Genomic DNA, 18,697 nt, shown 5'->3' with positions numbered 1-18,697 from the left:
GTATATTCGCGCTCAGGCAACTCGGCGTGCCCGCCGCCAGAAATAGAGAAACTCGTCTGCTGATTTCTGGTCCTGAAAGATCACTGACTTGCAAACCACTTCACCGTCAGGGATCGTTTTGATCATAATATCCGGTGCATCATCTTGTTGCCCCGGGAACGCACTGGAACACCGGCTCAACGTAAATTGATCTACTGCTTCAATGAGTTTTGTTTCCGCTGCGCTATCATCCAAATCGATTCGAACAACGACGTCTGTCATATCCTCACACCCATTCCCACCTAACTTTTGCCACATTGAGCTCAACACGTTCGATTGGCAATGGTTCCAACTGTAAAACAGTTTGACTGTGGAAAAAATATTGCTTGAGTTTTTCCACAGCGCGCATTTACGCCCAAAATCCGATCAACAAGCCGCAAATTTGATTAAATATTCCAGCAAGTCACTTGTTTTGGTCGGCAAAGCGCACGTCTGACAGCTGGAAATTGAACATGCCGGACCGCAGACATTAACCCTCTTCAGCATGATGAACGATGTGGTCGGCAAAAAAGCTTATCAAAAAAGCCTCCGGATACGGACATCCGGAGGCTTTTTTGATATCTGGTTTCCAGTGGGTCAGCCGCGTGAAAGATACTTCCATCCCGCTGACGCAAGAAGCCCCACAAACCCGGCTGCGGCCACATAGCACCCTGCGCAATGCACAAGCCCCGACTGACCGCTTTCGAGCATCATTGTCTGTCCGGAACACAGCGGAATCATGAGCGCCTCAGATGCCGGGTGACAAGACCGAACAGCCAGTCCACCCAGAGCGAGGACCGATGATAATGAGAACAGCCCAACCGGCTGCCGTAAAAGGTAAGTTGCTCGAATCATAACAGTCTCTCTTAAAGCCAATGCGGGTTGTCTAGCATAATTCCCGCACATTGTGTGGGGCCAAATAGTCGCATTTCAAATGTGGCCAAAGCGTGTGATTGGCTGTTTCATACTCGAGTATAACTCAGAGGGGCATTATGGCAAACGCAACACTAAAGACATCGCGTGTCGATTTCAGTGTGCTGAGTGTCGGAATTGTCGTGGGTGTTTTCACCCTTCTGGCAGTCCTGATGACAGCATGGACTTCTGACCGCAATATGGAACTTCACGGCTCTGTCGGCATCCTGGCCGGCATGGTCGCAATCGCCGCTCTCTGCCTTTGGGTAGCGGGCATCAAACGTCCCATCCTGTTCGATCCGAGAGAATATGACGACACGATTATCAAATTCGGTGTCGGCGTTTCCATGTTCTGGGGGGTAGTTGGTATTCTGGTTGGTGTGGTCATCGCCGCACAGCTGACATTTCCAAACATTCTGTACTTCCCGGATTTCGGATTTTTGAACTTCGGACGCCTTCGTCCACTCCACACATCAGCGGTTATCTTCGCATTTGGTGGTAACGTTCTGATCGCAACGTCTTTCCACGTTGTTCAGCGCACCTGCCGGACGCGTCTGGCTGGCGGCATGTGGCCCTGGTTTGTATTCTGGGGATACCAGGCCTTCATCGTGCTCGCGGCAACCGGCTATGTAATGGGTGTTTCCCAATCGAAAGAGTACGCGGAACCTGAATGGTATGTAGACCTCTGGCTGACAGTCGTCTGGGTCGCCTATCTACTGGTCTTCCTCGGCACGATCTGGAAGCGTAAGGAACAGCACATCTATGTCGCAAACTGGTTTTATCTGGCGTTCATCGTCACGATTGCCATGCTGCACATCGTCAACAACCTCGCCTTGCCTGTGAGCTTTGTTGGTACGAAGAGCTATTCTGCGTTCTCAGGTGTTCAGGATGCGCTGACACAATGGTGGTACGGCCACAACGCTGTGGGCTTCTTCCTCACGGCCGGCTTCCTCGCCATCATGTACTACTACATCCCGAAACGCGCAGAACGTCCGGTTTATTCATACCGGCTGTCCATCGTGCACTTCTGGGCGCTGATCTTCATCTATATCTGGGCTGGTCCTCACCACCTGCACTACACTGCACTTCCGCAATGGGCTCAAACCCTCGGCATGACCTTCTCGATCATGCTCTGGATGCCAAGCTGGGGCGGTATGATCAACGGTCTGATGACACTGGCAGGCGCCTGGGACAAACTCCGGACAGACCCTGTCATTCGTATGATGGTCGTTTCTCTGGCGTTCTATGGCATGTCGACCTTTGAAGGTCCGCTCATGTCTGTCCGTGCTGTGAACTCACTGTCTCACTACACAGACTGGACGATCGGTCACGTGCACTCTGGCGCACTCGGCTGGGTTGGCTTCATTTCATTCGGCGCGCTGTACTGTCTGGCACAATGGATGTGGAAGCGCGATCGCCTCTACTCCAACACGCTGGTTGAATGGCACTTCTGGACCGCCACCATTGGTATCCTGCTCTACATCACATCCATGTGGGTATCTGGTATCATGGAAGGTCTGATGTGGCGTGCCTACAACGAATTCGGCTTCCTCGAATACACATTCGTTGAGACCGTAGAAGCTAAGCACATCTCGTACATCATTCGCGCACTCGGCGGCGTTCTCTATCTCGTCGGCGCACTGATCATGTCTTTCAACGTCTTCATGACGGCCAAAGGCAAAACGAGAAAAGGTGAGGAAGACCACGCGCACGCTCCAATGAATGAGAGCAAACCGTACTTCCCTACTCAAACCGCACCTGCCGAATAGGAGACCCTATAATGGCCTTGTTCGATAAACATAAATTCCTGGAGAAGCACTCGCTGATCCTTACGGTGGGTATTCTCGTCGTCGTCGCTATCGGCGGGATCGTGGAAATTGCACCGCTCTTCTACCTCAAGAACACCATTGAGAAGGTAGATGGCATGCGTCCTTACACGCCGCTCGAACTTGCGGGACGTAACATCTACATCCGTGAGGGCTGCTATGTCTGTCACTCACAGATGGTGCGTCCTCTGCGAGATGAGGTGGAGCGCTATGGTCACTATTCTCTCGCTGCAGAGAGCATGTATGACCACCCGTTCCAGTGGGGCTCCAAACGGACCGGCCCAGACCTTGCCCGCGTTGGCGGCAAGTACTCTGACAGCTGGCACGTTGACCACCTGAAAGACCCACGTTCTGTGGTACCTGAATCCATCATGCCGCCTTACGCATTCATGGAAGGCCGCCCTCTGAACTTCGATTCAATTGAAGGCGACCTGAAAGCTCTGCGTACACTTGGCGTGCCTTACACCGACGAAATGATCGAGAATGCAAAGCTCGACCTCGTCGCTCAGGCAAATCCTGAAGAGGATTATGATGGTCTGGTGGAACGCTACACGGCTGCATCTGGTCGTGAAGGTACGGTCAATGTCCGTGTCTTCGATGGTGACCCATCCAAAGTCACTGAACTCGATGCACTCATCGCCTACATGCAAATGCTCGGTACTCTGGTCGACTTCTCGACCTATGAAGCCGACGATCTGCAAAACCGGAGGTAACAGGGCATGAATTACGAAACCCTCTCCAGCTTCGCACAGACATGGGGCCTCATGTACTTCGTGGTGATCTTCCTCGCTGCGTGTGCATACGCCCTGTGGCCTTCCAACGGCGCGAAATTCAAACAAGCCGCCGAACTTCCACTGATTGATGAGGAGCCTATCAATGAGTGACCATGAAAAAGACATTGATTCCGCTACCGGCGTCGAAACGACGGGTCACGAATGGGACGGCATCAAGGAGTTGAACAATCCACTTCCACGCTGGTGGCTGTACATTTTCTATGCATCCATCATCTGGGCCGTCATCTACTGGATCTTCATGCCGGCATGGCCTGCCTTGCCAGGTATGGGAACCAACACACCGGGCATCCGCAACCATTCTGACCGCGCGCTTGTGGCAGAAGACATGGCGGAACTGCACGCAGCCCGTGACGAACAGGGCGAAGCTCTGGTCTCTGCATCTCTTGATGACATCATCAATGATCAGAACCTGCTTCAGTTCGCCATGGCGAGCGGCGAGTCCATCTTCGGTGACCGTTGCGCAACCTGCCACGGTTCTGGCGGACAAGGCGCACCTGGCTACCCGACCCTCGTCGATGACGTGTGGCTCTGGGGCGGCACGATTGATGAAATCGAACACACAATCGAGTTCGGTATTCGTCAGGAAAACGCCGAGTCCCGCTTCTCCATGATGCCGGCTTTTGGTCGCGACCAATTGCTGTCACCTGAAGAAGTTCGCAACGCCGCTCACTATGTGCGCACGCTGTCTGGGCTCGAAGAGACGTCAGAAGAGTCCGAAATGGGCAAGGAAGTCTTCGAGATGCAGTGCGTTGCCTGCCACATGGAAGACGGTACGGGCGACCAGTTCCAGGGTGCTCCGAATCTGACAGACGCTGAATGGCTGTATGGCAGCGAGTTTGAAACGGTCTACAACACCATTTTCAACGCGCGTAACAGCGCCATGCCTGCCTGGGGCGAAGTCTATAACGACGCTCAGATCAAGGCACTGGCCGTCTATGTTCACTCTCTGGGCGGCGGCGAGCCTTCCTGATCTGAACAAACTGTTTTAACGTGGAAGGCCCGGCAAATGCCGGGCCTTCGACATTTGGTCGCATGTGACAACACACCATCAAGACGCCATCGAACCATTGTTTTAGAGACTTCTAAAATATTACTGCTGAAAGCGATTGCGGAATGACTAAGCATAAACCAATCCCACCTGCTGACGCTCAGCCGCTTTATAAAAAGCGCGAGCCCGTCTATCCAAAGCTCGTCCATGGCAAGTTTCGTTCTGCCAAATGGATCTTCATGTTTGTGGCTCTGGCCGTGTATTACGGCCTGCCATGGCTGCGCTGGAACCGTGGTCCGAACGCGCCTGACCAGGCGGTACTGTTCGATTTTGCCGGCGGTCGGTTCTATTTCGGTCCGATCGAAATCTGGCCACAGGAAGTCTATTACATCACCGGCATTCTGGTGCTTTCAGCGCTGGGCCTGTTCCTGGTCACCTCCCTGTTCGGACGTGTCTGGTGTGGATATGCCTGCCCGCAAACCGTATGGACCGACCTCTATATTGCCGTCGAACGCCTGTTTGAAGGTGACCGCAACAAGCGCATCAAACTCGACCGCGCGCCTTGGACCTTTAACAAGATCTGGCGCAAGGCTGGCAAACACTTTGTCTGGCTTATCATTGCAGCAGCAACCGGTGGCGCGCTGGTATTCTATTTCCACGATGCGCCGGATCTCATGCGGAACTTCTTCACCGGTACCGCAGATGCCACAGCCTATTTCTTCGTCGCGATCCTGACCTTCACCACCTATTCCCTGGCGGGTACGATGCGCGAGCAGGTCTGCACCTATCTATGCCCATGGCCACGCATCCAGGCCGCGATGACAGATGAGAACGCTCTCAACGTCACCTACCGCTATGACCGCGGCGAGCCACGTGGTGCCCACAAGAAAAACGAGACCTGGGAAGGCCGCGGCGACTGTATTGACTGTAATGCCTGCGTTACGGCCTGCCCTATGGGGATTGATATCCGTAACGGCGCTCAGCTTGAGTGTATTCACTGCGCGCTGTGTATCGATGCCTGCGACGACATCATGAAGAAGATTGATCGCCCGACCGGCCTGATTGCCTATGACACGGACTTCAATGTCGAAGCTCGTGCCGCCGGTCGCCCTGAGCACTTCACCTTCCTGCGTCCGCGCGTGATTATCTATTCTGTTCTCATTCTCGGGGTTGCTGCGCTTATGCTGTTCGGCCTGATGACACGCTCAACCTTCGAAATGAACGTTCTGAAAGACCGTGCCCCATCCTTCGTCCAACTCTCTGACGGCCGGGTACAGAACAATTACACGCTCAAGCTCGTGAACAAACGTGCAGGCGACAAGGAAATCGAAATCAGCATTTCTGGTATTGAAGGTATCGAATATGATATCGTCGGACAGGACCCAGGCGAGATGGCTGTGACCGTTCCGAGTGAACATGTCGATCGCTTCCGGCTGCACATCAAGGCGCCTCGCGAGGGCTTGAGAGGCAATGAAAAGCTGAGAATCGCTGCTACTGATATGGAAACCGGCGAAGCTGATGTGAACCTGGTGCCCTTCTCTAGTCCCGGAAAGAAATAGTCATGACAAAAACTGGCAAGTTGAACGGATGGCACGTCCTCATCATTCTGGGTGTGTTCTTCGGCATCATGATTGCCGTCAACGTGGTCTTCACTGTGTTCGCAGTGAAGACCTTTCCCGGCGAGCAGGTTCCGAAATCCTATGTTCAGGGCCTCCACTATAACGATGCCCTGCAGGACAAGGCGCGTCAGGCTGCACTTGGCTGGTCCACAGAGGTTGGCCTGGTTGCACAATCAGCTGATACGCCCCGTCTTTTGACGAACTGGTATGACGCCGACGGCACACCCATCGTGAATCTGGACGTTAGCGCCATGATCACACGCCCTGCCAGCGAAGACGGCCAACGCCAGATTGACCTCATTCCGGATGTCCCGGGCCATTACCGCGTCGACCTACCACAGCTGGACGCGGGCATTTGGCGCATTGAAGTGACCGCCGTTTCGCCCGAAGGTGAAACCGCAACAGCTCACAAGACACTGACATGGACACCCTGACAGCAAACGCTTTCGACGCCGAACCATCTCATCACCAGAATGCGACAAAACCCTACGTGAAAACAAAGGGTAATCGCCGGGAGCTTATGCTCGCCGTTTCCGGTGCAAAATGCGGTGGTTGCCTGGCCAAAATCGAGAAAAACCTTCGTGAACTCGAAGGCATTGATACGGTCCGTATGAACCTGACGACGGGACGACTTGTCGTCGACTGGACTGATCCGCAGTTCGATTCTGATCGTGTTGTGACGACACTTGATGGCCTCGGCTATCCGGCAAAACCATTCGATCCAGACCAGATTGATTCATCGCGTGCCAAGCGTGAGCGCAGCCTGCTAGCTGCGATGGCTGTCGCTGGCTTTGCGGCAGCAAACATCATGCTGCTGTCCGTATCGGTCTGGGCCGGCGCTGGAGAAATGTCCGATGAAACCCGTACGCTGATGCACTGGGTTTCCGGCGCAATCGCGCTTCCGGTCATCGCCTTTTCCGGACGGCCATTTTTCACGTCAGCCTGGTCGGCGCTACGCACCGGCAACGTCAATATGGACGTTCCGATCTCGCTCGCCGTGCTACTCTCAGCCGGATTCAGCGTTTTCGAGACCATCAATCACGGCGAGCACTCATACTTTGATGCAGCCGTCATGCTGCTGTTCTTTCTGTTGATTGGTCGCTTTCTGGAAGCAAGACTGCAACGTCAGGCACATAAGGCAGCCGACGACCTTGCCGCGCTTCAGGCTGTGACCGTTTCTCGTCGAAACAGTGATGGCACGCTGGAAACCGTCGCGTCGCGAGACCTTTCTCTCGGTGATACCCTTATTATTGCGAAGGGCGAGCGCCTGCCTGTCGATGTCACTCTCGTAAGTGAATCGGCCGACATTAATACAAGCCTCGTAACCGGAGAGAGCCTGCCGATTGCCGCCCACGCTGGTGAAAGACTTTATGCTGGTACCGTCAATCTGGCTCGCCCGATTGAAGTCAGCGTTGCTGCAACAAGTGACGACTCTCTGATCGGTGAAATCAGCAAGCTTCTCGATGTTGGCGAACAGAAGCGATCGAAATATCGCCAGATCGCGGACAAAGCCGCCGAGCTTTACGTTCCCGTTGTTCACACGCTGGCAGCGCTCGCCTTCATCGGTTGGTTTATCGGAACCGGTGAATTGCGTCCGGCGATCTTCACAGCGATTTCCGTCCTGGTGATTACCTGCCCATGCGCGCTCGCGCTGGCGGCGCCGGTCGTGCAGATTGTTGCGGCTGGCCGTCTCTATCAGAACAATGCCTTCCTGAAATCAGGTGACGCGCTGGAGCGGATCGCTGCCTGTGATCACATTATCTTCGACAAAACAGGTACTCTGACCGAGCTCACGCCGGTGGTCGAAACCACTGACGAAAGCCGCGATACACTCAATCTTGCGGCACAGCTTGCGCGCGGTAGTCGCCACCCTGTTTCCCGCGCCCTCGTACAGGCCGCCTGCCCTGGCCCGATGGCGGACCAAATCGAAGAACACAAGGGGCTTGGCCTGTCTGGTGAAATTGAGGGGCGCGCTGCGCGCCTCGGCAACTGGGAGTGGGTCAGCCACAGCGAGCAGGATCCTCCGGAAAACGCCCATCTCTGGTTCTGGATTGATGGGGAGCCCCCTGCACCGCTCCGCCTGTCAGAAGCGCTGAAGCCTGGCGGTCATGCACTGATGGACTTCCTGAACGCCAATAACATCTCGGCCGAGATTTGCTCCGGTGACCACCCCGACCGGGTGAAGAAAATCGCAGATCAGCTTGGTATGGAAAACTGGTCAGGCGGCGTAACCCCTATCGACAAAGCGCAGCGCGTCGAAGAGCTCGCAGCCCAAGGCAAACGTGTTCTGATGATCGGTGATGGATTGAACGATGCTGGCGCTCTGGCCTCAGCGCACGCTGCACTCGCTCCCGGCGGCGCCCTCGACGCTGCCCGCACAGCAAGTGACTGCGTCTATTCGAGCCCGGATCTCAGCGCCATTGGCAAAGTCCTGAAAATTGCCAAGTCGGCGCAGGGCCGCATCAAGGAGAATTTCGGACTGGCTGTGATCTATAACATGATCGCGGTACCAATTGCGCTTGCCGGTCTTGTGACACCGCTCATCGCCGCAATTGCCATGTCCGGTTCTTCGATTGTGGTGACGGTAAATGCGCTGCGAGTGAACAAGGGGAAACTGTCATGACAGCACTTTTGTTTCTGATTCCCGTTGCTCTTGGCATGGGCCTGCTCGGTCTTGGTACCTTTTTGTGGGCCCTGCGCACGGGTCAGTTCGATGACCCGAGCGGCGCTGCCGAACGTATTCTTCATGACGAAGATCGCCCTCTTTAAGGGCCTATCTCACGGCAATTCCTGAAGAAAATCATGCGCACCCGACAAAAGTCGGGTGCAACTTTTTTGTCACGCCTTGATCGCTATTCGACCAAAGCCCCCTCTCTTCATCAACTGTTGAGATTGACACCTCGCGTTACGAAAGGCATGTCTTCAACATCTGTTGAAAAAGCGATCATCATAAGATCGCGTAACTACTAGGGGGAAAGATGTCTAAACTCGCATCCCGTTTCGCATTACTCGCACTTGCCTCTACGGCAATCTCTCCAATTCCAGCTGCTTTTGCTCAAGAAGCAACAGAAGCGCCAGTCGCTGAAGAAGCTGACCGCCGCTTTGGTGTGGTCCAGGTAACCGCACAGCGCCGCGAACAAAGCCAGCTCGACGTGCCGCTTTCCGTATCTGCATTCGACGGTGAGCTTCTGGCTGAGCTTGGCGTTGCCGATCTGACGGAAGTCGCCAAGGTCTCTCCAAACGTTACGCTGGAAGTCTCGCGCGGCACGAACACGACACTTTCTGCTTTCATCCGTGGCGTCGGTCAGCAAGACCCGGTCGCTGGTTTTGAAGCAGGTGTCGGTATTTATCTCGATGACGTCTATCTGAACCGTCCACAAGGCGCAGTTTTGGATGTTTTTGACGTTGAGCGCATTGAGGTTCTTCGCGGACCACAAGGTACGCTTTACGGCCGGAACACCATTGGCGGCGCGGTGAAATACGTCACGCGCGGCCTCGACACAGAGCCAATGTTCAAAGGCCGTGTCGCGCTCGGTTCTTATAATCAGAAAGACATGGTCCTGACCGGAAGCCTGCCACTCGCAGACACGTTCCGCGTTGGCGGCTCGCTCGCGATTCTTTCTCGCGACGGCTTTGGTGAGAACCTCGTCACAGGCGATGACAACTACAACAAGCAGGTCACGTCTGGCCGCATCTCTGCAGAATGGGATGTAACACCTGACTTCGATCTGCGCTTCGCGGCAGATGCAACGAAAGACACGTCAAACGCTCGTCAGGGACACCGCTTTATTCCGGGCCAGATCTCTGGTGCGCCGGTCTTGGATGATGTCTACGACACACGTGCCGGTCTGAACGTTATCGAACAGGATGCGGAAGGCTATGGCATGTCGCTCGTTGGCGAATACCGCCTGAACGACCGTTTCACGCTGAAAAACATCATCGCGTATCGCGAAGATGAGAGCACATCGCCAATCGACTTCGACAGCCTTCAGTCTGCCGACATTGACGTACCTGCCATCTATGAAAACGACCAGTTCTCCGAAGAATTCCAGGTTCAATACTCTGGTGACCGTCTGAACGGTCTGGTTGGCTTCTATTATCTGGATGCGAATTCTTCGACAGTGTTCGACGTTCTGATCGATACGACAGGTCAGCTTCTTGGCCTTCCAGGCCTCAACGCTCAGACCTTCGGTGACGTGAACACCGAAACCTGGTCTCTGTTCGGTGACTTCACCTACGACGTCACGGACCGTCTGCACCTGACACTGGGCGCGCGTTACACCGAAGACACCCGTACATCGGTTGTGAAACGTCGTCAGTACATTGGTGGCTTCTCTGAGTTCTTTGGTGGCAACCCGATCCTCATCGCGACCACATCTGATTTCGAAGGCTCTGCAGACTTTGATGACTTCAGCCCTCGCGTATCTGTCGCTTACGACCTGACGGACGAAAGCAATGTCTATGCGACTTATGCTCAAGGCTTCAAAGGCGGCGGTTTCGACCCACGTGGTCAGACCACAGCAGCGCCGGACTTCAACCAGGATGGCACGGTCTCTGAAGACGAAGTCTTCAACTTCATGCAGTTCGATCCGGAAGAAGTGAACAGCTATGAAGTGGGTTACAAGGCGAGCCAATTTGGCGGCAAGCTGAACTACTCGATTGCCGGCTTCTACTCTGACTACAAAGACGTCCAGGTCCCTGGCTCTGTTGGTCTGGACACAGATGGCGACGGCATCAGCGACACGTTCAGCGGCGTGACAACAAATGCCGGTGCAGCAACGATCTGGGGTGTTGAGTTTGAAGGCTCTGCGACGTTTGCCGAAGCGGTCTTCAATGATCAGGACCTCTTCAATGCAAGCTGGTCGATCGGTTACCTCGATGCTCAATATGACGAGTACATCGATGCGACGGGTCAGGACGTTTCCGACGAGCGTGTGATCCAGAACACGCCGGATTGGACAGCCAGCCTGCGCCTCGCCTACGACACACCGTTCACGATTGCCAACAATGACGGCAATCTGCTGATGAACACGCTTATCTCATACCGTGGCGACTCAAGCCAGTTCGAGGCACCAAACCCATTCCTCGACCAGGAAGCGTTTGCGCTCTGGGATGCGTCCATCCGCTGGGAAGCTGAAAGCGGCAAATGGGGTGTCAGCCTGACAGGTAAGAACCTCACGGATGAGCGCTATGTCGTTGCTGGCTACAACTTCGTGAACATCAACAACAATGGCACCTACACCCCAACTCTGGGGCTGGAAGGTACGCTGACCGGCTTCTATGGCGATCCGCGCACCGTCACTCTGGGTGTCGACTTCGAATTCTAGTCGTTTCTCCAAATCACGACTTATTCTGCGGCGGCGCTGGACAGCGTCGCCGTTTTTTTATCGTCGTTATTACGGCTGTTATCATCGAACTGTTCGAAGCCCGCCGTAACGAAGTCGACGATATAGCCGCAGGCATCAGGAAGATTGTCAGACTGACAGAGCCCTTTTGACAGATGATCAATTCGCCCGGTCTGGGCGAAAGCGAGCGTCAGCGCACCAGACAGGCAGTGATAGCCCCAATAGAGGCTCTTATCGGGCACATCCGGAAGCGCCATTTTCAGCGCCTCGATAAAGCGTTCAATCAGTGGATCGAAGAATTGGGTCATGAGCTTCCCGCCCCATTCCGGCGAGTTGTTCACATAGGCAATCAGCGCATAATAATTCTTCCAGCCAGGCTGTTCGACATGAGGCCGGGTCAGGATCGGTTCAAAATATGCGCGGATGATATCACGAACGGTCGGCGCATCCGGGGCAGCATCGGAAATCACACTTTCCAGAGCATCGAGTCGCCAGGAGTTCAGAATCTTCGCACGGCGCATCAGGACGGCATCAAACAGATCCCGCTTCGGTCCGAAATGATAGTTGGCGAGCGCCACATCCACGCCGGCCTGTTTGGCAATTGCCCGCAAAGTCACCCCGTCATAGCCATGCTTTGAGAAGAGCGCCTCGGCCGCATCAAGAATCAATTCGCGCTTGTCGGTTTTCTGAGTTTCGCCTGTCATGTCGTCTAACTTCTTTTTTCCACCCCATGTTTCAAGTTGAATTCACCTGAAACCGTTCAATTTGCAAACGCACGCTTAAATTCCTTGCGTCGTGCGTCTCATCCCCTACAATTTCAACAATTGTTGAATGCAAAGGCAAAGGGTTTTTGAAAATTCTGCCTGGGGAGGAAAACCATGGATATCAGATACCGTTCCAAGGACGGTCTTGAGCTCTATGCGAAAAGCTATGGCGCAGAGAATGCGCCGCTGACGGCGCTGTGCATGCACGGGCTGACGCGCAACCATAAAGACTTCGAACCCATGATCGACGCCTTGCTGGCGGAGGGATTGAATGTTCGTTTCATCGCCGTCGATGTACGCGGTCGCTGCAATTCCGAAAGCGATCAGAACGTCGAGAATTATACGCCTGCCGTCTATGCCGACGATATGTTCACGCTACTCGATCATCTGGGCGTTGAGAAAGCCGCGCTCATCGGCACGAGCATGGGCGGAATCATGTCCATGTTCATGATGAGCATGGCGCCGCAACGTATTCTGGGCGTTGTCCTCAACGACATTGGCCCGGAACTGGAACAGGCAGGCCTGGACCGGATTTCAGGCTATGTCGGTGGCAATGAGCCAAAAGAAAATTACGAAGCCGCCGCCAGGGCGGTTGCGGACGTCCAGAAGGCCGCTTTCCCCAACTACACGTTTGACGACTGGCTGGCATTTGCCAAACGCACCTATCGCGAGCGCCCTGACGGCAAGGTCGAGCTTGACTATGATCCCGCCATTGCCCGCACGATTGGTGAAGTAAAACCGACCCCGGAAATCAAACAGGCAATGTGGGCGCTTTATGCGCAGCTTTCTGCGGTACCTCTGTTGCTTGTTCGCGGTGATATCTCAGACCTCCTGTCCGCTGAAAATGCAGAACGCATGATTACTGAACACGGGAATGGCGAACTCGTCACCGTTTCTCAAATTGGCCATACCCCGCTTCTGAATGAACCAGATGTGGTGACGGCCCTGACCAAACATCTCAAATCGCTGGAGCCGAACGTATGAGTGTCGCTGATACTGGGGCGAGCCCGACCATCAAGAAAGTTCCAGGCCGCGCGTGGGTGCTCGCAGTGCTCACCATGGTCTATACCTTCAACCATCTGGACCGTCAGGTCTTCATCACCGTTCTCGAGCCGATCAAGGCTGAGATGCACCTGTCAGACTTCGTCCTCGGACTTCTGACCGGTGTTGGCTTTGCCGCTGTTTATGCGACGCTTGGCATTCCGATTGCCTATCTCGCAGACCGGTCCAACCGTCGGAACATCATTGCTGGTGCGCTTCTGATCTGGTCGGCGGCAACGGCTGCCTGCGGCCTTGCTGGCAATGTGATGCATCTCTTCCTGGCCCGCATGGGCGTTGGCGTGGGTGAAGCCGGCGGAACACCTCCCGCCACCAGCATGATTGCAGACCTTTATGGCCCGAAAGAGCGCGCCATGGCGCTCGGCATATACACCACCGGCATCGGTTTCGGCATCATGCTTGGCTATATCATTGGTGCGTATGTCTATGCTGCCTATGGCTGGCGTGCTGCCTTCTTCGCCGCGGGTGTCCCGGGGATCGTTCTGGCGATCATACTCCGCTTCACCGTCAAGGAACCCCTGCGCGGCGCCTCCGAAGCGCGACAAGCGGTCGACAGTGAAGAAGCCCCAAGCCTGATCGAAACGCTGCGCTTCATGTTCGGCCAGTCATCCTATCTCTTCCTGCTACTTGGTTGCCTGTCCATCTGTGTCTCAGCAAACGCCTATGTTGCGTTCACGGCCAGTCACCTGATTCGCATGTATGAGCTCGCGCCGACCGATGTTGCCGTTCCGCTTGGGCTATTGATTGGCGGCGTCGGCTCCCTCGGTGCCGTACTGATCGGCTATCTGTGTGACAAGCTTTCAGCAAAGGATCTTCGCTGGCGTCCATGGATCATTGCGGTCACGACAGCCATTGCGCTACCGTTTGCCTTCATGTTCCTGCAAGCCGCCACACCGATGGAAGCCTATATGTGGAATATTGTGCCGAACTTCGTTGGTCTGATCTACGCCAGCATCGCCTACACAGCCTCTCAGGAGCTTGTGAAGCTGCGCATGCGCGCATTCTCTTCGGCGTTCACGCTGTTCTGCCTGACGCTGATCGGCATTAGCGGCGGCCCGGCCATCACCGGCGCGCTCAGCGATATGTTCACCGCTCAGGGTGCGGAGACACCGCTGAAGACCGCCCTGGAACTGATCCTGATCTTCAATGCCGCCAGCATTCTCTTCCTTGGCCTGGCTGGCATCAACTATCGCAAGGATGTGGCCCGCGCCGAAGCCGCGAGCTGATCGCACATCACGTTCTAACGAAGCAAAGCCTCTGTCATTCGGCAGAGGCTTCTTCATTTGCACGGCCCTGATCTGCCAGAACACCGCCCGTTTGGCGGTTCCAGAGATCTGCATAGATGCCACCGCGCGCCAGCAATTCATCATGCGTGCCTTGTTCGACAATCTTCCCCTGATCAATGATGACCAGACGGTCCATCGCAGCGATGGTCGAGAGGCGGTGCGCAATCGCGATCACGGTCTTGCCTTCCATCAGTGAGAACAAATGCTCCTGAATGGCCGCTTCCACTTCGGAGTCGAGCGCTGATGTGGCTTCATCCAGCAACAGGATCGGCGCATCCTTCAGGAAGACACGTGCGATAGCGATACGCTGGCGCTGGCCGCCAGACAGTTTCACACCGCGTTCACCAACATGCGCGTTCAGGCCGGTGCGTCCCTGCTGGTCTTCCATACGCTCCAGAAACTCAAGCGCATCTGCGCGTCGCGCTGCCTGACGAATGTCATCATCGCTTGCATCGGGCTTGCCATAGGCAATGTTGTCGCGAAGTGAGCGGTGAAGAAGGGAAGTATCCTGGCTGACCATCGCAATGTGCTGGCGTAGGGAATCCTGCGTGACATCAGCAATGTTCTGGCCATCAATGCGGATCTGGCCACCTTCAACATCGTAGAAACGCAGAAGAAGGTTTGCGAGCGTCGACTTTCCGGCACCGGACCGCCCGACCAGACCAACGCGCTCGCCGGGTTTGATGTCGAGCTCCAGCCCCTCAATGACACCGCTGCCTTTGCCATAGTGGAAGGCGACATTGTCAAATTCGATGTGACCGGCCGTCAGCTCCAGAGGAACTGCATTTGCCTTGTCTTCCACGCCCACCGGAACTTTCATGAGATTGATGCCGTCATAAACGACACCGATATTCTCAAACAGCTGCGAGACCTCCCACATGATCCATTGCGACATGTTGTGAATGCGCAGTGCCAAGCCAACCGCCACAGCAATCGCCCCGACCGTGATAAACGCGTTGGACCAGAGCAGAATGCCAAGCCCCGCAGTTGCGACGATGAGGGCCGTATTCAGGAAGAAAATCGAGCTTTCCAGAACGGTAACGACACGCATCATCGGATAGACGGTGTGAATGAAGTCATTCATCCCGGAACGGGCATAGCGTTCTTCCCGGCCCGCATGAGAAAAGAGTTTCACCGTACCGATGTTGGAATAGCTGTCGACGATACGTCCCGTCATCACGGAGCGTGCGTCAGCCTGTGTCTGGGAGATCTTTGTCAGTTTCGGCAAGAAATGGCGGACAATCGCCACATAGCAGACCAGCCAGACAATCAACGGGATCATCATACGCCAGTCGCTGCTGCCCACAATGATCATGGTGGAGGTAAAATAGACCACCACATAAACAATCACATCGACAAGCGTGTTCACGACCTGACGGACAGCCAGAGCCGTCTGCATGACCTTGGTCGCGATCCGCCCTGCAAATTCATTGGCATAAAACCCCATGGACTGACGAAGCAGATGCATGTGCATCCGCCAGCGTATCGACATGGGCAGGTTTGCCATGGTGACCTGATGCTGGATCATGCTTTTCAGGAAAATACTGATGGGCAGCACAAGGCCGGCAAACACCGCCATGATCAGCAAGGCTGACCCGCGCTCTTCCCAGATGGCACTACGATCGGCGGCCCCCAACCAGTCCACAATCAGCCCGACAAAAGCGAACAGCGCCACCTGACCAATCGAGGCCAGCATGGTGAGAAAGCTCGTCACTGCGATCCACGGCGCCGCTTCCTTACAGAAGTACCAGCAAAAGCCGAAGAGGCTTGTTGGCGGCGTACCATCCTGGATCTCCGGAAACGGGTTCAGTCTCGATTCGAAAAACTTGAACATGATGGCAGCCCTCTCCCGCTTTCTGCTTGCTTCTATTGATCGAAAGCAGCGGGGGAAAGATCACCCCAAACACTTTGTCTTGATCAGCCGTCCGATGCACGTAGGAAGCGCAGGCGGCAACTTCCATTCAGCAAAACTTCAAGGAGCGGGCAGATTTGCTGGCGTTTGACGCAAGCATAAAAAATGAGGCACCCGAAGGTGCCCCAGTTCAATCGGATATCATCCTTGATTACGCAGTTCGGGATGATGTCACGGGAGGTTGTCTGTCGTCACCGATTCTGACGGTTCTCAATGAGTTCATCGACGACTTCGGGCTCTGCCAGGGTCGATGTGTCACCCAGTGAGCCATAATCATTCTCGGCAATCTTGCGCAGGATACGGCGCATGATTTTACCAGAGCGCGTTTTCGGAAGTCCCGGCGCAAACTGGAGCAGATCCGGGGATGCGATTGGACCGATCTCGCTGCGAACCCAGTTGATGAGCTCCTTCTTGATCTCATCAGATGGCTCAACGCCTGAAATCAGCGTGACATAGGCGTAGATGCCCTGCCCTTTGATATCGTGCGGATAGCCTACCACGGCTGCCTCAGAAACGCTGTCATGTGCCACGAGTGCGCTTTCGACCTCAGCGGTGCCCATACGGTGTCCGGAAACGTTGATCACGTCATCGACACGGCCGGTAATCCAGAAATAGCCATCCTCGTCACGGCGCGCGCCGTCACCGGTGAAATATCGGCCGGGATAAGTAGAGAAATATGTCTGGAAGAAGCGCTCATGGTCTCCAAAGACCGTACGCATCTGACCTGGCCAGGAATCGGTGATGCAGAGATTGCCGTCCACCGCGCCTTCAAGTTCCTTGCCGTCAGCGTCAACAAGGATTGGATTGATGCCAAAGAACGGCTTGGAAGCAGAGCCAGGCTTCAGGTCTGTTGCGCCCGGTAGAGGCGTGATCATAATGCCGCCGGTTTCTGTCTGCCACCATGTATCGACGATTGGACAGCGCCCCTCGCCAACAACATTGTAATACCAGAGCCAGGCTTCCGGGTTGATCGGCTCGCCCACCGAGCCGAGCACGCGCAGGGATTTGCGGCTGGTCTTTTTGACCGGCGCTTCACCTTCGCGCATCAGCGCGCGGATCGCAGTCGGCGCGGTGTAGAAGATGTTCACATTGTGCTTGTCGACGACCTGCCAGAAGCGTGACGCGTCCGGATAGCTTGGAACCCCTTCAAACATGAGGGTCGTCGCACCGTTCGCCAGCGGCCCGTAGACGATATAGCTATGCCCGGTGACCCAGCCGACATCCGCCGTACACCAGTAAACTTCGCCGTCTTTATAATCGAACACATACTCATGCGTCATGCTCGCCCAGACGAGATAACCGCCAGAGGTGTGAAGCACACCTTTCGGTTTGCCGGTCGACCCGGATGTGTAGAGGATGAAAAGCGGGTCTTCGGCATTCATGGGTTCCGGGTCGCAGAACTCATCAACGCCTGCCGCAGCTTCGTGCCACCAGACATCGCGTCCGCCCTTCATGGCGACCTGCGTGCCCGTGTTTTCGACGACGAGCACTTTCTTGACGCCGAAGGCGTGTTTCAGCGCTTCATCGACATTCTTTTTCAGCGGCACATTCTTGCCACCGCGCACGCCTTCATCTGCTGTGATGATGTATTCGGAATCACAGTCATTGACGCGGCCAGCCAGCGCTTCCGGAGAGAATCCACCAAAGACGATGGAGTGGACCGCACCGATGCGTGCGCACGCCAGCATGGCGTAGGACGCTTCGATGATCATCGGCATATAAATGGTGACGCGGTCACCCTTCTTCACACCGAGCTTTTTCAGCACATTGGCAAACCGGCAGACATGCTCGTGAAGCTGGTGATAGGTCACTGTCTTGGACTGGTTCGGGTCATCGCCCTCCCAGATGATGGCGGCCTGCTCACCACGTGTCTCCAGATGGCGATCAATACAGTTATAGCTGACATTGAGCTCGCCATCTTCATACCAGCGGATATGCAGATCGGACTGGTCGAAAGAGACGTCTTTCACCTTGGTGTAGGGTTTTGACCAGTCGAGGCGCTTGCCTGCCTCACCCCAAAACGCTTCCGGGTCAGCGATCGACGCCTTATACATTTCGAGATAACGCTCATTGTCGACATGCGCGTGCTCAGCAATGCTGGACGGAACAGGGAATACTGCCTGTTCATTCTGCGTACCGGATCCGTCTGCCATATTCCTCTCCCAATTTTATTC

General features: G+C 55.1%; 15 protein-coding genes. 11 read left to right on the top strand and 4 right to left on the bottom strand.

Translation table 11 applies throughout. The annotated features are described in order from the left end of the window. Positions 1–12 precede the first annotated feature (12 nt). Positions 13–261 (bottom strand): hypothetical protein, encoded by a 249-nt coding sequence (locus ACFQDM_RS16505; RefSeq protein WP_377380989.1) that lies wholly within the window; start codon positions 259–261, stop codon positions 13–15. A 749-nt stretch (positions 262–1,010) separates the two neighbouring features. Here ACFQDM_RS16505 and ccoN point away from each other — a divergent pair. The 9 genes from ccoN to ACFQDM_RS16460 all read left to right on the top strand — a co-directional run bounded on the left by ccoN (position 1,011) and on the right by ACFQDM_RS16460 (position 11,484). Next, positions 1,011–2,699, top strand: a complete 1,689-nt coding sequence (gene ccoN, locus ACFQDM_RS16500; protein ID WP_377380987.1) for a cytochrome-c oxidase, cbb3-type subunit I — start codon at positions 1,011–1,013, stop codon at positions 2,697–2,699. Positions 2,700–2,710: 11 nt separating this feature from the next. Continuing rightward, complete coding sequence (ccoO, locus tag ACFQDM_RS16495; RefSeq protein WP_377380985.1) at positions 2,711–3,469, top strand: cytochrome-c oxidase, cbb3-type subunit II; 759 nt, start codon at positions 2,711–2,713, stop codon at positions 3,467–3,469. Between the two features lie 6 nt (positions 3,470–3,475). Continuing rightward, positions 3,476–3,640 (top strand): cbb3-type cytochrome c oxidase subunit 3, encoded by a 165-nt coding sequence (locus tag ACFQDM_RS16490; protein WP_377380982.1) that lies wholly within the window; start codon positions 3,476–3,478, stop codon positions 3,638–3,640. Continuing rightward, positions 3,633–4,520, top strand: a complete 888-nt coding sequence (gene ccoP / locus ACFQDM_RS16485) for a cytochrome-c oxidase, cbb3-type subunit III (protein WP_377380979.1) — start codon at positions 3,633–3,635, stop codon at positions 4,518–4,520. The genes ACFQDM_RS16490 and ccoP overlap by 8 nt, the downstream gene beginning before the upstream one ends. Before the next feature lie 143 nt (positions 4,521–4,663). Beyond that, positions 4,664–6,097: a cytochrome c oxidase accessory protein CcoG gene (ccoG, locus tag ACFQDM_RS16480; RefSeq protein WP_377380976.1), complete on the top strand. Its 1,434-nt coding sequence runs from the start codon at positions 4,664–4,666 to the stop codon at positions 6,095–6,097. Between the two features lie 2 nt (positions 6,098–6,099). Further along, positions 6,100–6,591, top strand: a complete 492-nt coding sequence (locus ACFQDM_RS16475) for a FixH family protein (protein WP_377380974.1) — start codon at positions 6,100–6,102, stop codon at positions 6,589–6,591. Beyond that, a complete protein-coding gene (locus tag ACFQDM_RS16470; protein WP_377380971.1) occupies positions 6,579–8,780 on the top strand; it encodes a heavy metal translocating P-type ATPase in 2,202 nt (733 codons plus the stop codon). Before ACFQDM_RS16475 ends, ACFQDM_RS16470 begins: the two co-directional genes overlap by 13 nt. Next, positions 8,777–8,926: a cbb3-type cytochrome oxidase assembly protein CcoS gene (ccoS, locus tag ACFQDM_RS16465; RefSeq protein WP_377380968.1), complete on the top strand. Its 150-nt coding sequence runs from the start codon at positions 8,777–8,779 to the stop codon at positions 8,924–8,926. Before ACFQDM_RS16470 ends, ccoS begins: the two co-directional genes overlap by 4 nt. Before the next feature lie 209 nt (positions 8,927–9,135). After that, positions 9,136–11,484, top strand: a complete 2,349-nt coding sequence (locus ACFQDM_RS16460) for a TonB-dependent receptor (RefSeq protein WP_377380965.1) — start codon at positions 9,136–9,138, stop codon at positions 11,482–11,484. 20 nt (positions 11,485–11,504) lie between these two features. On the opposite strand, the gene ACFQDM_RS16455 is transcribed toward ACFQDM_RS16460, so the two are convergent. Then, positions 11,505–12,206 (bottom strand): TetR/AcrR family transcriptional regulator, encoded by a 702-nt coding sequence (locus ACFQDM_RS16455; RefSeq protein WP_377380963.1) that lies wholly within the window; start codon positions 12,204–12,206, stop codon positions 11,505–11,507. A 174-nt stretch (positions 12,207–12,380) separates the two neighbouring features. Between ACFQDM_RS16455 and ACFQDM_RS16450 the strand changes: the two genes are divergently transcribed. Both ACFQDM_RS16450 and ACFQDM_RS16445 read left to right on the top strand, forming a co-directional pair. Then, complete coding sequence (locus ACFQDM_RS16450; protein WP_377380961.1) at positions 12,381–13,250, top strand: alpha/beta fold hydrolase; 870 nt, start codon at positions 12,381–12,383, stop codon at positions 13,248–13,250. Beyond that, positions 13,247–14,551 carry a spinster family MFS transporter gene (locus ACFQDM_RS16445; protein ID WP_377380958.1) on the top strand — a complete coding sequence of 435 codons (1,305 nt, stop codon included), beginning with the start codon at positions 13,247–13,249 and terminating at the stop codon, positions 14,549–14,551. The genes ACFQDM_RS16450 and ACFQDM_RS16445 overlap by 4 nt, the downstream gene beginning before the upstream one ends. Before the next feature lie 34 nt (positions 14,552–14,585). On the opposite strand, the gene ACFQDM_RS16440 is transcribed toward ACFQDM_RS16445, so the two are convergent. Then, complete coding sequence (locus ACFQDM_RS16440; protein ID WP_377380956.1) at positions 14,586–16,445, bottom strand: ABC transporter ATP-binding protein; 1,860 nt, start codon at positions 16,443–16,445, stop codon at positions 14,586–14,588. A 269-nt stretch (positions 16,446–16,714) separates the two neighbouring features. Next, complete coding sequence (gene acs, locus ACFQDM_RS16435) at positions 16,715–18,676, bottom strand: acetate--CoA ligase (protein WP_377380953.1); 1,962 nt, start codon at positions 18,674–18,676, stop codon at positions 16,715–16,717. Positions 18,677–18,697: the final 21 nt, after the last annotated feature.

The sequence above is a fragment of the Ponticaulis profundi genome, from assembly GCF_042659465.1.
Classification (GTDB): Bacteria; Pseudomonadota; Alphaproteobacteria; order Caulobacterales; family Hyphomonadaceae; genus Ponticaulis; species Ponticaulis profundi.
The sequence above is the reverse complement of the archived record's forward strand: the minus strand, read 5'-3'. Positions and strand labels throughout refer to the sequence as shown.

What these genes read in the sequence shown, in the direction of transcription:
- ACFQDM_RS16505 (WP_377380989.1), bottom strand. Translation starts at nt 261, where the DNA reads ATGACAGACGTCGTTGTTCGAATCGATTTGGATGATAGCGCAGCGGAA.
- ccoN (WP_377380987.1), top strand. Translation starts at nt 1,011, where the DNA reads ATGGCAAACGCAACACTAAAGACATCGCGTGTCGATTTCAGTGTGCTG.
- ccoO (WP_377380985.1), top strand. Translation starts at nt 2,711, where the DNA reads ATGGCCTTGTTCGATAAACATAAATTCCTGGAGAAGCACTCGCTGATC.
- ACFQDM_RS16490 (WP_377380982.1), top strand. Translation starts at nt 3,476, where the DNA reads ATGAATTACGAAACCCTCTCCAGCTTCGCACAGACATGGGGCCTCATG.
- ccoP (WP_377380979.1), top strand. Translation starts at nt 3,633, where the DNA reads ATGAGTGACCATGAAAAAGACATTGATTCCGCTACCGGCGTCGAAACG.
- ccoG (WP_377380976.1), top strand. Translation starts at nt 4,664, where the DNA reads ATGACTAAGCATAAACCAATCCCACCTGCTGACGCTCAGCCGCTTTAT.
- ACFQDM_RS16475 (WP_377380974.1), top strand. Translation starts at nt 6,100, where the DNA reads ATGACAAAAACTGGCAAGTTGAACGGATGGCACGTCCTCATCATTCTG.
- ACFQDM_RS16470 (WP_377380971.1), top strand. Translation starts at nt 6,579, where the DNA reads ATGGACACCCTGACAGCAAACGCTTTCGACGCCGAACCATCTCATCAC.
- ccoS (WP_377380968.1), top strand. Translation starts at nt 8,777, where the DNA reads ATGACAGCACTTTTGTTTCTGATTCCCGTTGCTCTTGGCATGGGCCTG.
- ACFQDM_RS16460 (WP_377380965.1), top strand. Translation starts at nt 9,136, where the DNA reads ATGTCTAAACTCGCATCCCGTTTCGCATTACTCGCACTTGCCTCTACG.
- ACFQDM_RS16455 (WP_377380963.1), bottom strand. Translation starts at nt 12,206, where the DNA reads ATGACAGGCGAAACTCAGAAAACCGACAAGCGCGAATTGATTCTTGAT.
- ACFQDM_RS16450 (WP_377380961.1), top strand. Translation starts at nt 12,381, where the DNA reads ATGGATATCAGATACCGTTCCAAGGACGGTCTTGAGCTCTATGCGAAA.
- ACFQDM_RS16445 (WP_377380958.1), top strand. Translation starts at nt 13,247, where the DNA reads ATGAGTGTCGCTGATACTGGGGCGAGCCCGACCATCAAGAAAGTTCCA.
- ACFQDM_RS16440 (WP_377380956.1), bottom strand. Translation starts at nt 16,445, where the DNA reads ATGTTCAAGTTTTTCGAATCGAGACTGAACCCGTTTCCGGAGATCCAG.
- acs (WP_377380953.1), bottom strand. Translation starts at nt 18,676, where the DNA reads ATGGCAGACGGATCCGGTACGCAGAATGAACAGGCAGTATTCCCTGTT.